Origin of the sequence: Pseudomonas sp. IT-P294 (assembly GCF_949767865.1) — a bacterium.
In the GTDB taxonomy this organism is placed as follows: Bacteria; Pseudomonadota; Gammaproteobacteria; order Pseudomonadales; family Pseudomonadaceae; genus Aquipseudomonas.
Map to the genome: position 1 here is coordinate 37,182 of NZ_CATKQW010000057.1, position 16,473 is coordinate 53,654.

Here is a 16,473-nt window from a genome sequence, read left to right on the forward strand (position 1 = left end):
TTTCTGACAGTAGCCAGGTAATCACCGCGACGATTAGATGGCCATTGGCAAAAAAAGGACGTCCAGGGCATGCCGGCCTCGACAATGGGAATGCACTACAACACACCCAAAGTGTCCGTCTTCGATCCGCGAGGATTGCACGTCTGTTCGGTCGATTATTGGCGTGAGGTTGAAGGCATCTGCGCTCAGGCGCGATTCAATCGCACACTCCACGATGCCGCAGGTTTCCCGATAAAACAGTGGGACCCTCGGCTGTGGGCGTTACACAAGGACGACCCCGCAGTTCCCGCCAACCTTACGACAGTGCATTCGCTGCCTGGCCATCCCGTTTGCACGAACAGTGTCGATGCCGGCTCGACAGTCAGTCTGTTTGGCCTGGCCGATCAGGTGCTGTTCAGCTGGGACAGTCGCGGGATACGACGCGAGGTTGAATACGACGACTTGCTTCGGCCCTTGGTGGTGTTCGAACACCTGGCCACCGAACCACGACGTTGTGCTGAACGCATGGAATATGGTCGTGCCGAACCGAGCACCCAGGATCATAACCAATGCGGGCAACTGATTCGCCAGGATGGCCCGGGCGGGACCGTGTTGTTTGAGGCGTATGCAATCACCGACCAATGCACAAGGCACGTTCAACACTTCACGCTGGACGCCGTTGCCCCTGATTGGCCGGAGCCGATTGTCGAGCGTCAGGCATTACTGGAGCCGGGGGAGGGCGCAATCTCGACGTGGCGTTACGGGCCGCATGGTGATGTGCTGGAAAGTATCGATGCCCGGCAGAATACCCAGAGGTTTGCCTTCACCCGTGATGGTCGGTTGCGCCAGAGCGCACTCAAACTGGCCGGCAAGCTCACGTGGCAAACGCTGGTCCGGGAGATTGAGTACAACGCCCAGGGGAAGATCACTCACCAAGTGTCGGGTAAAAACATAAGCACCGCCCTAAAATATAGTCCTGAAGACGGTCGCCTGATGGAGATGCGCACGCACGGCGAGCACACCGACGCGCTGCAACATCTGGTCTACGCCTATGACCGCATGGGCAATGTTCTGAGTATCGAAGACAAGGCGCAGGCGGTGCGTTTTTTCAACAACCAGCGTATTAATCCTGTCAGTCGCTTTATCTATGACAGCCTTGGCCGATTGATCGGCTCGACGGGCCGGGAGGCGGGAGCTCCCAACAAAGGGCATGCATCGGTGGGGCGCAACAATCCTGCGGCGCTCAGTACCTACAGCCAGACCTACAGCTATGACGACGGCGACAACTTGGTGAAGCTGGAACACGTCGGCGCACAAAGCCCGGGGCGTCAACTAGAAGCTGCCCGGTACAGCAATCGCTGTCTTCCCTGGCGCAACGGCAGACCGCCGTCCGAAGACGACATCGCAGCGGCATTCGACGCCCGGGGCAATTTACTGGAGCTGGATCAGGGACGGTTTTTGACGTGGGACCTGCGCAATCAATTGCACTCGGTCAGCCCGGTGGAACGTGACTCCGAACGTAATGACTGTGAATGTTATTTCTACGATACCGGCGGCCAGCGAGTGCGCAAGATTCGTTCATTGCAGACCAATGCCCGCACCGTAAAAGCCGAAGTGCGTTACCTGCAAGGGTTGGAACTGCGCACTGACAGTGGCACTGGAGAAGTGTTGCACGTCATCACCGCGCAGGCCGGACTCAATACGGTTCGGGTGTTGCATTGGGAAAGCGACCCACCGTCCGGGGTCAACGATCAATACCGGTACAACCTGGTCGATCACCTGACGTCTTGCACGGTGGAATTGACCGATGATGCACACATCATCAGTCAGGAAGTCTTTTATCCCTTCGGCGAAACTGCATGGTTTACCGGTTCGGACGTCGACTATAAAACCATTCGCTATTCGGGTAAGGAACGCGATGCGACAAGTCTTTATTACTACGGTTTTCGATACTACATATCGTGGTTGCAGCGTTGGCTCAGTCCCGATCCGGCCTTGGCCATTGACGGTCTCAACCTTTACTGCATGGTTCGAAACAATCCGACAGGGTTGGTCGATCCGGATGGGCTCGCACCCAATAACGATAAGCCTCGGGTCCCCGCATGGCCTCCCCAATCGTCTGTTAATGCACCGGTTGCAGTTAAGCCGGTGGTGCCATTGCGGCCGTTTCGGCCCCATTCGGCATTGACGGTTCAGCCCTCGAGTGCAGCGGTCGCACCTCAAAGACCGCCACCGATATCGCTGCCGACCGCGGTCAAGTCAAATAGAGCGCTTCCTGCCTATGCCGGTGGTTCAATGAATGCGGGCTCACATCAATTGTTGCTTGGCCCATCAGGCGCCGTCATCGCCATGAGGGGGGACGATCGTTCCCCCGAGACAATCCGTAAAGCGGGTGGTTTTTTCCCGAGGGATAACAGGGGACCCGAAATCAAGGATGAGTTCAGACAGGCCGCGGTGGGCAAATCCATGAACACTTTGTCCCAGGAGCACGTTAGAAGTCCTGTTCCCGGGTACGTATCCACTGGCATGGATGAAAATTCAGGGGGTTACGGTGACACAAGGGCCTACCTGTACCGGATGGAAATTCCGGGTCTTGCGGAGCGAGCCATCAATGATCAGACGCTGGGGCTCAATACGTCCTTCGAATTCATACCCAAAGGCCGACTGCATGCGAGACTTTTGATGAGCGGGTCAACCCTTGACCAGTCGAAATTCGTGGCGATGATTCCGCCGATGACAGTGGAAATGACCTTTATTACACCGATTCCGAGTGCCTACATCGTTGCCTACAGGGAGGCGAAAAGCACCGAGTGGAAACCTTTCTAACGATAACGACCCAGATGTAAAAAGCCCCCGACCAACCCGCTGCGGATGGGGATTCGCAGCGGACTGGACGGGGGCTTTTAGTTTACTTGACGCTTACTGCGCGATGGTTTTCACCGATACGCCGCGTTCGACCGGGGTCGAGCGACCGTAGATATCTTCAAAGCGCTCGATATCGTCTTCACCCAGATAGCTGCCCGATTGCACTTCGATGATCTCGAGTGGAATCTTGCCCGGGTTGCGCAGACGGTGAACCGAAGCGATCGGGATGTAGGTCGACTGGTTCTCGCAGAGCAGGAACACGTTGTCGTCGCAGGTCACTTCAGCGGTGCCGCTGACCACGATCCAGTGTTCGGCGCGGTGGTGGTGCATCTGCAGCGACAGGCACGCGCCCGGTTTGACCGAGATGTGCTTGACCTGGAAGCGGCCGCCCATGTCCACCGAATCGTAGGAGCCCCACGGACGATAGACTTCGCAGTGGTTCTGGGTTTCGGTACGGCCCTGCGCGTTGAGGGTGTTGACCATTTGTTTCACGCCTTGGACCGAGTCCTTGTGGGCGATCATCATGGCGTCCTTGGTTTCGACGACCACGATGTTTTCCAGGCCGATCACCGACACCAGTTTGCCGTTGCCGTGGATCATGCAGTTTTTGCTGTCCTGGATGACCACGTCGCCTTTGGTGACGTTGCCGTTGGCATCTTTTTCATTCACTTCCCACAGCGACGCCCAGCAACCGACATCGCTCCAGCCAGCGGTCAGCGGCACGACGCAGGCGCGCTGGGTTTTTTCCATCACCGAGTAGTCGATGGAATTGTCCGGGCAGCAGGCGAAGGTAGCTTCGTCGATGGTGATGGTGTCGGCATCCTGTTCGCTGCGCTCAAGGGTCAGCAGGCAGGTGTCGTAGATGTCCGGATCGTGCTTTTTCAGTTCTTCCAGGAAGCGGCTGGCGCGGAACAGGAACATGCCGCTGTTCCAGAAGTAGCCGCCGGACTGGACGAATTCGGTGGCGCGTTTGACGTCTGGTTTTTCGACGAAATGCGAGACACGGCTGACGCCTTCCGGCAGCAGCGAATCATTGGTCGACTTGATGTAGCCGTAACCGGTTTCCGGTTTGGTGGCCGGTACGCCGAACAGCACCATTTCGCCGTTTTCGGCAGCGACAGTGGCCAGGGCCAGGGCGCGTTGCAGGGCTTTCTGGTCTTCCAGCACGTGGTCGGCCGGCAGCACCAGCATCAACTCGTCACGTCCTTCATTGATCAGCATCATCGCGGTCAGGGCCACGGCCGGCGCGGTGTTGCGGCCGAACGGTTCCATCAGGATGCGCTGGGTTTCCAGCTTGCGGTTGGCCAACTGCTCGTTGACGATGAAGCGGTGGTCCTTGTTGCAGACCACGATCGGGGTGTCCATGCCTTCGAATACCAGGCGTTCCAGGGTTTGCTGGAACAGCGTGTGCTCGCCGGTCAGGGCCAGGAATTGCTTAGGGAACTGTTTACGGGAAAGCGGCCAAAGACGTGAGCCACTACCACCGGACAAGATCACTGGAATCATGTTGTTACTCCTTGAAAATCGTATGGGTCAGAGCTACTGCGTTCTGTCGTTTCACTCTTGTTCTTATTCCGTGTCCCGACTGACACCTCGCTCCTTGTAGGAGTGAGCCTGCTCGCGATGACTGAATGCCAGTCGACATCGATGTTGGATGTCAGACCGCAATCGCGAGCAGGCTCGCTCCCACATTGGGAGCTGCGTCAGTCGGGCAAAATGCTTAGCGCGTCGAGACCGGGCGTTTAACCCAGACTGGCGACAGGCTGCTGCCGCTGCCGGTGACGTACAGCACGGCGGCTTCACCGCGTTCCAGGGCAACCGGCTTCACGTCGCCGACTTTGGTCGCGCCGTCATACAGCGCCAGGCTGACTTTCACCGGGTTGATTTCACGCTCGCCACGACTCTTGGCCGCAACGGAGGGAACCACTTCGGTCTTGCCGTCGGCGGTTTTCAGGGTCAGTGCCTTGTCGCTCAGGTTCTGCACACGAACCAGGGATTTCTGCTTGTTCTTGAACGGCGGTTCTTCGATCAGTTGTGGCGCGCCGCTGGCGTTGTTGACCAGGGTGTAATAGTGATCGCCGGCCAGTTTCACTGGCAGGGTCTGGCTGCCGACCTTGGCGCTGTAGTCGCCGCCCGGCATGAAGCTGAAGTCGCTGCTGGACAACGGCGCGACGTCGCTCAGGTTGGTAGTGCCGACGGTGGCGCTGACTTCAGCGTTACCGGCGTTGTAGATACGCACAAAGCTCGAACCTTTCGGTGCGGTCGGGCCGTAGAGTGCGGAGTCGCCACCGGCGAAAGCCTGCATGGACAGCACGCTCATGCCAGCAACCAGAGCAAGAGTCTTGGCGAGACGGCGAGGAGTAGTAGTGAAAGTCATGGTAGTACCTCTCTTTCAGTTTTGCGCCCGGTCGGGCGTCTCGGATTTAGTGTTTGCAGCTACGTTTTGTTGGCGAACGCCAGCTTCTTTGAGCTCTGCGACCCACTGCGGGTCGGCGTCACCAATTTCGTTGTTCACAGGCAGATAACGTTCAGGAAATTCCCAGATCAGCACCTGAGGCGGGCTGTTCTTGAAAGCGTCGCTTTTCAGATAGCTGAGCATCGGCAGAATCGGACCGTGGCCGTCTTCGGCGTAATTGACCACGTCGCTGTGCAGCGCTTGTTTCAGCGCACCGACGAAGTTCCAGTTAGGGTTGGCGCTGTAGCTGGTGCCGATCAGGGCCACCGGCACGTCGGTGTTGGCAAACAGCGCGTCGTCGCCGGCAGGCTGAGCATCAACCGCAACGGTGTTGCGCTTTTGCAGTGGTTCTTGCGCCGGCATCATGTTTTCGAACAACGGGTCCAGTGGCAGGAACAAGCGCAGGTCGCCCTTGTGTGTCACGTTCTCCGCAGGTGTCGTCACGAAGTTTTGCGGCTCGCCGCTAAGCGGGGCTTCGTCAGTAATCGTTTTGGCCAGGGTCTCGGCGGCGATTTGCGCGCCTTGTGGAGTCCAGTGGGTGTCGGTGCGCAGGAACACTTGCTGACCGTCCAGCTTGGCCTTGAGCATCGGGCCATAGAGGTCGGGCGCAAGGATCTTGTCGGCTGCCACGCGAGCGTGGAAGTCTTCATAGAGGTTGGCGTGAATGCTTGAAGGCTTCACCTCGCCCAGGTGTTCCGGGTACAGGCGAGTCTTGGCCGGCACAATCGCCATCACCAGTTTCACGCCCTTGGCTTTCAGTTCCTGGCGCACGCCTTCTACGAGTGCGTAGTTGCCTTGCAGGTTCAACTCTTCGTTGACGATCGGGTTGAATTCTTCATCGCTGTACAACCACTGATCGCGACCGAGCACAACGCCTGGACGACCTTCGTTGAACAGTTTGAAATCCAGCGCGGCCCAGAGGTTGGTGCCAAGACGCTTGATCGGGAACTCGGCGTCGTAGTGAGTCTCGACGGCTTTGGTCCAGCGACCATTGAGCACTGTGGTTTCGGCCGACGTATTGAAGCCGAAGAAACTGCGCGTGGACCACACGCCCAGCACCAGCAGAATCAGCAGGAACAGGGCGATGTAGAGGATGCGTAATGAGCGGGTCATGGTCAGATCCCTCAGAACTGGAAGTAAAGGAACGGCGAGAAGCTTTGCGCCGAGAGTTTGAAAATCGAAGCGATGAACAGCACCAGTACCAGCGTGCGCATCACGTAGCGTGACCAGTCCGCGGTCCAGTAGGCCGGTTGCACAGTCGCTTCAACACCGACGGTGTAGCCAGGTTCGTGGATGCTCGCCGGGTTCTCGCCCGGTGCCGCTTTGATCATTCCAGGTGTTGCCGTGGCCGGGCCGTCAGCCTCGACGTTCACAACAGGTTTGGTCTTCTCAGGCGGCCGGTTGGTGTAGAAATCGCGGATGCCGAAGAACGCCAGGGTCACGTACGCCACCACCAGGGTTGCGATTTGCAGACCAGTGAGGCTGGCCTGGTTGAGTTCCGACAGCGACCATTCGCCGAAGCTGAACATTGCGCCGTACATGCGACCGGCAACGTGCAGGTTTTCCGAGCGGAAGATCACCCAGCCCATCACCACGAGCAGGAACGTCAGCGCCCAGCGGATCGGGTTGATGCTGCGCGGCGAAGTGTTCAGGCCCAGGGCCTTCTCGATCGCCAGCCACATGCCGTGCCACGCACCCCAGACGATGTAGGTGATGTTCGCGCCGTGCCACAGACCACCGAGCAGCATGGTCAGGAACAGGTTGCGATAGGTCATCAGCGTGCCTTTGCGGTTGCCGCCCAGCGTGATGTACAGGTAGTCACGCAGCCAGGTGGACAGACTGATGTGCCAGCGGCGCCAGAACTCGGTGATCGACTGGCTGATGTACGGCTGCTTGAAGTTTTCCATGAAGCGGAAACCCATCATCAAGCCCAGGCCGATGGCCATGTCGCTGTAACCGGAGAAGTCGAAATACAGCTGCGCGGTGTAGGCCAGCGCGCCGAGCCAGGCATCGCCCGTGGTCGGGTGTTGCAAGGCAAAGCAATGGTCAGCCACCACCGCGAGGGTGTCGGCGATGAAGACCTTCTTGATGAAACCCTGCATGAACCGCGTGCAGCCCTCGGAGAACTTGTCGAGGGTGTGGGTGCGGTTGTTGAACTGGTCGGCGAGGTCGCGGAAACGCAGGACCGGGCCGGCGATCAGGTGCGGGAAGATCGCCACGAAAGCGGCAAAGTCGATCAGGTTGCGAGTGGCCGGGGTGTCGCCACGGTACACGTCGATGATGTAGCTGATGGACTCGAAGATGTAGAACGAGATCCCGATCGGCAACAGCACGTGGGTCAGGATGAACGGCGACAGACCGACCGAAGTCATCATCGCGTTGATGCTGTCGACGCCGAAGTTGGCGTACTTGAAGTAGCCCAGGATGCACAAGTCGACTGCCACGCCGAGCAGCAGCCAGCGTTGGGCCGGTTTGGTCCGAACGCCCGCGGCACCGACTTTGAGGCCGATCCAGTAGTTCCATAGCGTGACGGCCGCGAACAGCGCAAGGAAGTCCACGCGCCACCAGGCATAGAACACATAGCTGGCGATCAGCAGCAGCAGGTTGCGATAGCGTATTCCGCTCAAATAGTACAAGCCGAGAAAGATCGGCAAGAACAAAAACAGGAATACGTTGGATGAAAATACCATCCCGATCTCTCCGTGTTTAACCAACAGTCAAGGGCCGCAGCCCCCCCAAACCCCCCACCGAAATCCGGAGGGCGTAACACACAAAACTCAAACTCGACACTGAACCTGTGGGAGCGGGCTTGCCCGCGATAGCGGTGGATCAGTCGACATCAATGTTGAATGTCAGACCGCCATCGCGGGCAAGCCCGCTCCCACAGGTTTTGTATTTTTCCTAGGAGCCCTTGTTGCCTTTTTCGTTGGCCGGGTCGAAGACCTTGGTCAGGTCACCGCCGAGGCGGAAGGTCTTGAACGGCTGCATCTTGTGCTTCTGTTCCAGCACATCGGCCGGGCAGGTGTAGAGCGTGCAGAACGGTTCGAGCCAGGCAAATTTCGAGTCGATCTTGAGATCGGTCATGTCCTGTTCCTTGCCGTTCTTCTTCTCGAAGATCGCCGGGTCTTTAACCCCGGCCAGCACCTGATCACCCAAGCGTTTCAAGGCACCGTTGTTTTCCTGACGCAAGTCCACACCGTTGACCTGGGCGAAACTGGCGATCATCGCCAGCGGCGGCAAGGCATAGTTGTGATAGGCGAGGGCGCGTTGTTGGCGCTTGAGTTCGTTGGGCAGGAAACCCTGGGCGTCGACTTGATTGGCGCCGACCTTGTATTCCTTCACCGACCAGTCGAACAGGTCGCGGCGGTTGGTGGCGACCGAAGTTGCCATCACCGACCAGGCAGCCCAGTACGAGTGATTGTTGGTTTGTTCCAGCGGCAAGTTGTCCCAATCGCTGACCACCTGATCAGCCATTTTGCTGAACCAGGCCTCGATCAACTGCGACTCTTGCTGATGGGTTGCCAACGGATGCGAGTCGGAGAACTTCAGGCGAATGTACGCAGACGCCATGCTGCCCAATGCCCACTTGCGCATGGATTTGCCGGTGTGGTTGAAGTCCTTGGACATCAACGCGTCGGCCTTGGCCCAGGACGTCAACCAGTTCAGGGTGCATTCGAGCTGTTCCGGGCGACCGTCACGCATGAACTGCATCACGCGCTTGCTGGTGCCGCGCTCCAGTTTGGTGATGTCGGCGGTGCTGTCGCGGAAGGCTTTTTCCGAGACCTCGTTCAGGGTCGAACGGGCCTTGTCGGAGCCTTCGTACTTGCTGCGAAATTGCAGCGAGCCGGTGTACGGCGTCGGCATGGCATCACAGCCTTCGCTCTTGTCGCCGGTTTTGACTTTTTCAATCGGCGCGAAGTAACCCTGTGGCGGACGCAACGGCGCGGCGGCCTGAGTCGCGCCGGCAAACATCGCCAGACTCAACAGGGAGGGTGCGATCAGTTTTTTCAACATTCGGGTTTGCATGCAGGTCATAAGAGATTGCCTCATTGCCCAACCTGAGCGGTACGCTGCCCAGTGCCAGGGAACACGTTGCGTTTGCAGATTTTCGTTTCGACTTTCTGTGGCGCGGTACCTGCTTCAGGGCCCTGGACTTCGATGGCCAGCAGATTCTGCGAGGCCCAGTCATCGTCCGTGCGCAACTCAAAGGCGAAACGCCCGTCGGTGTCGGAGGTTTCCGGTTTTTCGATCTTGATGTCCTCGTGGCGACCGTTCATGTACCAGAGGGTGGCTTGCAGCTTTTTCACCGACGGATCGGCGAAGCGGATATCGACCTGGTGACCGCTGTTTTGCAGGTTCAGGTTCGTGCTGTTGACCAACAATTCGTTCTTGCCCGGTTTCAATGTGGTGCTGGCGGTCATCTGTGCATCCTTTCCTTCGCAACCGTTGTCCAGCAGCGCCATCATCTGGCGGTAGATGGTTTCCTGGTCGAGGCGATAGAGCGGCGAGAATTCCCAGATCAGAATCTTGGGTGGCTTGGTCTGGAACTCTTCGCTGCCCAGGTACTGCAGCATCGATCCTTCCAGGCCACCGCCGGGGAACGCCACGTTGAGGATGTCGGCGCCGATGGCCTCTTCGAGGAAACCGGCGAAGTTGTAGTTCTTGCCACTGTGGCTGGTGCCGACCAGGGTGATCTCCGGATTGCCGGAGTCTCCGAACAGGTCGCCATCCGCTGCTTCGCCCTTTGGCTCGGTGGTGAATTGATCCATGTACTGGATCGCGTAGCTGGTGCCACAGAGTTGACCGGCCATGTTGTGTAACGTTCCGGTCTTGCCCATGCGACCCGACCTGTGGCTCTCGAATTCGCGTTTTGGAATGCCCGCAAATTCAGGCATTTGCTTGATTTTCTCGCCGACGATTTTTGCCGTGCGCTGGGCGCCATACGGCGTCCAGTGCTGGTCGCCGCGGAAGTAGAAGTCGTGGGCGGGCAGGGTGTCAGGCAGCGCTTCGTTGGTCAGCGGCGACAGGTCCGGCACCACGTAGCCCATGGCGGCGAAACGCCCCAGCATGGCCTTGTAGTTTTTCAGGGCCTTGTCGAAATCGTATTTGGCTTTTTCTTCCGGGTTCAGTTTGTTGCGGTTCACCAAGCCACGAGTAGGTTGATAAACAACAACGAGCTCCACGCCTTTGCTCTTGAACGCATCGTGCAGTTCTTTCATGCGTTTGTAGCCGGCGGGGGAGGTGTCGAATTCGGTGCGCAAGTCTTCTTGCGTACGGAACAGCCAATCGCCCTGGGCCTGCACCAGCGTGGTGAAGTTCTGCTGGTAACGCGTGGTGTAGTTTTTCGCGTCATGCGCTTCAGGGCACAGGTTGCAGCACGGTTCGGCGCTGAATGTCGGTGCCTGGACATCGTCGGCGCGAACACCGCCGCTGGCCGCGAGAATGCCGGCGGTCAGGGCCGACAGGCTGAGTAATTTGATCAAGTGTGAGTGCATAAAATTATCCTCAGTCCCGCATTTCAGTCTGGCGTTCGACAGGGTCGATCAGCACGGCTTTCTGCTGGCGCACCAGCAGGTCGAGAATTTCGTCCTGACGCTCGCCGAGAATCCCGCTGAAGCTGATGCCGCTGGATTTGGTCGGTGCGAGCATGGACACGCGATACAACTCGACGCTCAGCGGTGAGTCGATGGATAGCGGGCCGCTGCCGTTGCCGGCCAGTTCGCCGCCGACCACGATCAGCGACACCTGGGCGTCGAACGGATCGAGCTTGATGTTGCGGTCGGTGTCGCTCAGGTCTTTGATGTGGCCGTAGACGCCGGTCAAGCCGTTGGCCATCGACAGGTTTTCGTAGAGGCGGATGTTCACGCTGTTACGAACCCGTATGCCGTGGCGACGGTTGCTGATCACCTTGTTGCCGTACAGCAGATTGTCGGCACTCTCGTAAAGGGTGATGCCGTCTGTGTGGTTCTTGTAGATCTCGTTGTAGGCGATCAGGTTGTTGACGCTGTTACGGTCGATCACCAGACCCGAAAGCTTGTTGTCGTAGCTGCGGTTGTTGAAGATGAAGCTGTCGTTGACCTCACGGGAAATGATGATCCCGTGCTTCTTCTTCGTGCCGTACACCGTGTTGTCGGCAATGATCAGGCCGTGGGAACGGTCATGCGGGTCAATGCCGTAGACGATGTTGTCTTTGTAGGTGTTGCCCTTGACCACGAAGTCGCGGGTTTCGTAGCAGTAGAAGCCGTACCACATGTCCGAGAACTCGGAACCGACGATCCAGCCAGTCGGCTCGGGACGCTTGAGCACCTTGGCCATGTTCGGCGTGTACTGGGAAATACTCACGCCGTAGGACTTACTGTTGGCGTAACCGAAACTGGCGATCTTGCTGTTGGCGATGTAGGTCTCGGTGCCGCCCCAGGACAGCAGGAACGGACGGAATTCCTTGGGCGAATTGAACGTCGCCGGCCCATTGTCCTTCTCGCGCCAGCCAGTGATTTTGGTGTCGCGCACAAACAGCTGGCCGTCGTTGACCAGGAACGAACCGGACTCTTGGGACAGGCGCAATTCCTGGGTCTGTTTGTCGATTTCGAGGATGCCATGACGGCCAACCACGATCGGCAACTTCGCCAGGAACACGCCCGGCGACGTTTCGCTGAAGTACTGTTTAGGCAGCTTCTTCGTCAGGTCCTTGAGGTTCATGTAGCCGTCGTCGATAAAGATCGCCTGCGGGATGCCGTGCTGACGCACCACCCACTCAGCCATCTTGTTGTCGCCGCCGATGAAGTCCTTCAGGGTGTCTTCCTGCATCATCCGGCGCACGCTGATCTTGCCGGCCTTGGTGCGCACGATCTTTTTGGCAATCGCTTCGGCGGTGTAGCCGGAAGTGTCCGGCAGTGTCGGTTTGGCCAGCTCCAGCGGCGCGATTGGCGCGCTGCTGACGGTATAGTTCTTGGCCTGTTGCAGACCTTTGGCCGTTGTAGCCGGTTTCACCACCGGTTCGACGGTGGCGAAGGCTGCGGCGCTGGCAAGCAGCATTGCGCCGGCCAATAGCGTTAGCGAACCTCGCTTTGCACTGTTCATGTCGGGCACTCCCTTCGCGGTTCGCATCAGAAGCGCCAGATCACGTCGATGAATGCGCGGTGCATGTACGAATCGACTTCTTTGCCATAGGCATCGCCCGGCTTGAACACGCCGCCACGGAAGCGCACGAGGGCCGATGGCTCATCGATCGACTGGCTCAACGCAGCAGGTAGCAAGCCTTGCTTGAAGTACTTGGTGACGACCAGGTCCATCTCCTGACCGAGGTCTTTTTCACCATCGTTCAGTGGCAGGGACGTGGTGGAAAGAATCGCGCCGGTAGGGTCGGTGTTGTCCTCGACCGCATTGATGCCGTTGCTGCCAACCGGCTTGTTGCCGTCGACGCGCCAGAATTTGTGGTAAATCAGGCTGGCGTCGTATTCGTCGTTGAGCATCCACGAACCAAACAGGGTCGCGGTCTGCATGTTCTGCATTTCGCCACGGTAGGCTTCGCCGAAACGGTGAACCCGCGAACGGGTACCGGTGTAGTTCGAGCGGTTGCTTTCCAGGCCGTTCTGTTCGTACTCGGCGCTGGCGCGGGCATAGGCAGCACCGACTTGCCATTGCGGATCGAGGCGCAGACGCACGCCGACATCCGTGGCCCAGCCATTGAGGTCTTGACCGCGTTTGGCTTCGGTCGGAGGCGTGCCGTTGGCGTTCAGCGGGTTGACCGTGTCGGTGTCGCCGCTCATGCCGGTGATGCTGCCCCAGTAATTGACAGTGTTGGTGTTGCGCCAGTTGTAGGCGTCACTGTCAGCGGTCAGGCCCAGCCAGGTGATATCACCGTTCTGTTTCTTGTCCAGCGAATCGGTGGGAACACCTGGTTGTGGGTAGTCGAGCTTGCCGTCATCGTGGGTGTGATGACCGCGAATGCCGACCCAGTTGCCCGGTGTCCACTGATAGTCCGCATCGGCGTAGACGTGCAGGCGATCCTTGTCTTTAGGGGCCAGTTCCGTGAGGTCGGTGCGGTACTCACTGAAGCGCTCGGCGACGCCGACGTTGGCGCGCAACAGGGTGGTGTCGAAGGTCCAGTTCAGGGCTTCGATGTTGGTGTCGCGCCATTGGCCGTCGGCGTTGTGCAGGCGTTGACGACCGAGCTTGAGCATCTCGCCGGGATACGGCGTGAGGCCGCTGTAGCCGACCCAGAATTCACGCATCGCCAGGTAGTTTTTCTTGGTCTTGCGATCATCGCTGGTGGTCGGCGTGGTGCCGTCGCTGGCGGTCCCCTGCAAGGTGTCCGTCTCGATGATGTCGGTGGCGGTCACTGCCTGGCCCATGGCGTAGGCGCTCCACGCGCCGCTCTCGCCATAGACCCATGGACGCAGGTCGAGGCCGACGCCGTTGACGTCGCCGCCGCTCTTGGTGCCGAGGTCGCTGTCGGCTTCGGACTGGCCGGTAACTTTCACTTCGAGGCCGAAGTTTTTGGTTTCAGTGATCGCGGCCAGCGTCGGGCAAGACCAGATCAGCGCGAACGTGAGGCCGATGCCGGCCTTCATGAATGGATTCAACTTCATAGGGATTCCTCGCCGTCTTCTTCTTGCAGGGCATGCATATCCAGCGTGTTCTGGCTCAAGGAACCACGAACGGCCTGTTCTTGTTTCAACAGGCGTTGGGCCTCGGCGAGCTGGGCAGGCGGCAGTTGGGCTTCAAGTGTTGTTGCAAGCTCGGTGGCTTGCGGGGTGTCCTGAGCCTTGGCCAATTGGCTGAAGACATAGGCGTTAAGCGGGTTGGGCTTGGTGCCCCGGCCTTGGGAGAACAATTGGGCAATGGCGAAATCGGCGCTGTTCTGGCCACTACGTGCGGCTTTGAGCAGGTGATCCAGCGCTTTTTGCGAATAGACCTTGCCCAGGTAGCCACGACGGTAGATCTGGCCGAGGTAGTAATCGGCGGCCACTTCTTTGCCGACGGCTTTCTGGAAATGTTCTTCGGCGACTTTGGCGTCGGCCGGGACCCATTTGCCTTCGTAATACAACTTGCCGAGCAACAATTCGGCTCGCGGCTGGTCGGCGGCGCGGCCGTTGTTCAGGTACTTCATCATCGTGTCGACGTCGCCCAGTTCGGGAAAGTCGTAAAGCAATTGCGCGAGGCTGACCCAGGAAGCGGGGTAGCCCGGAGCGATGCCTTCGAGCAGCGACTGAGCGGTTTTCTCGTCGGTCTTGCCCAAGGTTGCATCGCCGAGCACGCGAGCGACGCTGTCGACGCGCTGAGCGGAAACGGTGCCACGGGCGTGAGCTGCTTGCATCTGCTTGATCAGCTCAGCTTGCTTCTCAGGCTTGGCCTGTTTCTGGTAAACGGTGGCCAGTTCGACGTAGCAGATGTCAGTGGTGTTCAACGCGGCTTTGCAGATGCTTTCGACTTCGGCCAGGTGCTGGTCGTAAGTGCCTTGGGTGCGATAGAGCAGCACTTGGGCCAGACCCGCTTCCGGCTTGCCTTCGGCGCGCCATTGGCTGATCTGCTTTTGCGCGTTGATGTTCGGGAAACTGTGCGGGTATTGCAGGTACAGCATCGCCAGCGGGATCAGCGTATTGCCTTCGCCATTGGCCGCGGCTTTTTTCAACAGGCCTTCGGCTTCGTGCTGTTCGGCTTCGGTAGAACCGGGTTTGGCCACCAGCAGACGACCGAGGCGAGCCTGGGCGCGCGGCGAGACATCGGCCGCGGCGCGATAAGTCGCCTCGGCCTGCTTGATCTGCGCCGGGTCATGGCTGTCGACCTGGATATCGGCGAGGCCAACCTGTGCTTCGCTATAGCCCAGGTCTGCCAGTTGCTTGTAGTTCTGCTGCGCCAGCGCGGTGTCGCCGCGCTTGAGGGCTTCATTGGCCAGACGCTGGTCGGGCAGGCCGGCGCAACCGGCCAAGGCAATTGCCATGGCCAGTGTCAGCGGGACCGGCAGGATTCTGAGTGGGCTAGTCACGGGCATGTCCTCTACTTAAAGACCGGAAGCCATGGCTTTGTCGATCAACCAGTTCAGGTTCGGGCCACGATCGCTGTTCACTTCAACAGGGCGACCGGCGAACTTGCTGTCCAGCGGCTCGTCAGGCTGAATCAGGACGCGAATGTCGGACGACAGGTCGGCGCTTTTCAGGCTGGTGCTGCTGACGATCTTGCCGGTGCGGGATTTGTTCTCGCCGGCAATCAGGAAGCGCACCGAGCTGCCTGGCAGCACGTCGGCGAACTGGCGATAGGAGAAGCGGGCTTCTACGTTGGCTTCGCTGTTGCGCGGCACCAGTTGGAAGATCACGTCGCCTTTGCTGGCGTACTGACCGTTGGCGACCATTTGTTGCGCCACGGTGCAATCGCACGGCGAGGTCAGGGTGCCGGTCATTTGCTTGCCGAACAGCTCTTCAACCTTGGCCGGTTGCAGCTGGTCTTCGTCCAGATGGCCCTTGAGTACGTCGAGCATGCTGGTGCTGAAGGTCGCCAGTGGTGCGCCTTTGGCAGCCACGCCGTCAGCCTTGATCAGGCTTTGCACGGTGCCGTCACGCGGCATGGTGATGTTCATGCCCTGCACGCTGACAAGGCCTGCCTGTGCGTGGCTGATGAAGTACATGCCGTACACCGACTTGAAGATGAAACCGAACGCCGCCAGACCGACGAGGAAAATCGCCAGGCTGAAGGTCACTGCACGCAGACGACCGAACGCGGTCATGCCATGGCCGCCGTCCTTCATCTTGCGCGCCTTGGTGAAGTTGTCGCGCTGCAGGGTCGCCAGCACTTCACCCATGCTGACGATGTCGCCGGCCAGGTGAGAGGTGATCAGGTGGCGCAGGGTCGAGATGTCTTGCGGTTCGAGGTTCTGGAACTGGCAACCGACACGGCCGGTCGGGCGGTCGATGGAGCGCACTTGCAGCTCCACGTCCATGGCCAGGCCGAGGTTGTCGATGACGAATTGCAGGCGAGCCTTGTACACGTCGCCGATTTTCAGTGGCATCTGACCGGCGTTGAAGGACAGGCCACCCGCGGAGAGGTCGAGCACTCGAGCTTCCATCGGGGTCCGGTCAGGACCGAAGAAGCGCAGCTTGGCCGGAATTTTCACTCGGGCGTGTTGGCGCTGGGCTTCTGACTCATGCACTACGTTGGCGTTGACGGCGGTATTCATA

Annotated in this window: 11 protein-coding genes; 1 reads left to right on the forward strand and 10 read right to left on the reverse strand. The window is 59.0% G+C overall.

Going from position 1 to position 16,473, the window contains the following annotated elements:
- Positions 1 to 69 precede the first annotated feature (69 nt).
- A complete protein-coding gene (locus ACM6I0_RS27630; protein ID WP_414923776.1) occupies positions 70 to 2,805 on the forward strand; it encodes an RHS repeat domain-containing protein in 2,736 nt (911 codons plus the stop codon).
- Positions 2,806 to 2,898: 93 nt separating this feature from the next.
- On the opposite strand, the gene ACM6I0_RS27635 is transcribed toward ACM6I0_RS27630, so the two are convergent.
- The 10 genes from ACM6I0_RS27635 to ACM6I0_RS27680 form a co-directional block, all read right to left on the reverse strand.
- Complete coding sequence (locus ACM6I0_RS27635) at positions 2,899 to 4,350, reverse strand: mannose-1-phosphate guanylyltransferase/mannose-6-phosphate isomerase (RefSeq protein WP_285430948.1); 1,452 nt, start codon at positions 4,348 to 4,350, stop codon at positions 2,899 to 2,901.
- A gap of 214 nt (positions 4,351 to 4,564) precedes the next feature.
- On the reverse strand, positions 4,565 to 5,221 hold the full coding sequence (locus tag ACM6I0_RS27640) for an alginate O-acetyltransferase AlgF (protein ID WP_285430949.1): 657 nt from the start codon (positions 5,219 to 5,221) through the stop codon (positions 4,565 to 4,567).
- 15 nt (positions 5,222 to 5,236) lie between these two features.
- A complete protein-coding gene (locus tag ACM6I0_RS27645) occupies positions 5,237 to 6,412 on the reverse strand; it encodes an alginate O-acetyltransferase (RefSeq protein WP_285430950.1) in 1,176 nt (391 codons plus the stop codon).
- 11 nt (positions 6,413 to 6,423) lie between these two features.
- Positions 6,424 to 7,989, reverse strand: a complete 1,566-nt coding sequence (locus tag ACM6I0_RS27650; RefSeq protein ID WP_285430951.1) for an MBOAT family O-acyltransferase — start codon at positions 7,987 to 7,989, stop codon at positions 6,424 to 6,426.
- A 211-nt stretch (positions 7,990 to 8,200) separates the two neighbouring features.
- Entirely contained in the window at positions 8,201 to 9,334 is a 1,134-nt protein-coding gene (locus ACM6I0_RS27655; RefSeq protein WP_414923853.1) for a mannuronate-specific alginate lyase, read from the reverse strand.
- A gap of 11 nt (positions 9,335 to 9,345) precedes the next feature.
- Positions 9,346 to 10,794 (reverse strand): alginate O-acetyltransferase, encoded by a 1,449-nt coding sequence (locus tag ACM6I0_RS27660; protein ID WP_414923777.1) that lies wholly within the window; start codon positions 10,792 to 10,794, stop codon positions 9,346 to 9,348.
- A 10-nt stretch (positions 10,795 to 10,804) separates the two neighbouring features.
- Positions 10,805 to 12,379 (reverse strand): mannuronan 5-epimerase AlgG, encoded by a 1,575-nt coding sequence (gene algG / locus ACM6I0_RS27665; protein WP_285430953.1) that lies wholly within the window; start codon positions 12,377 to 12,379, stop codon positions 10,805 to 10,807.
- 26 nt (positions 12,380 to 12,405) lie between these two features.
- On the reverse strand, positions 12,406 to 13,890 hold the full coding sequence (locus tag ACM6I0_RS27670; RefSeq protein WP_414923778.1) for an alginate export family protein: 1,485 nt from the start codon (positions 13,888 to 13,890) through the stop codon (positions 12,406 to 12,408).
- Positions 13,887 to 15,293, reverse strand: a complete 1,407-nt coding sequence (gene algK / locus ACM6I0_RS27675; protein ID WP_285430955.1) for an alginate biosynthesis TPR repeat lipoprotein AlgK — start codon at positions 15,291 to 15,293, stop codon at positions 13,887 to 13,889. The genes ACM6I0_RS27670 and algK overlap by 4 nt, the downstream gene beginning before the upstream one ends.
- A 9-nt stretch (positions 15,294 to 15,302) precedes the next feature.
- On the reverse strand, positions 15,303 to 16,472 hold the full coding sequence (locus ACM6I0_RS27680) for a PilZ domain-containing protein (RefSeq protein WP_414923779.1): 1,170 nt from the start codon (positions 16,470 to 16,472) through the stop codon (positions 15,303 to 15,305).
- Position 16,473 lies beyond the last annotated feature (1 nt).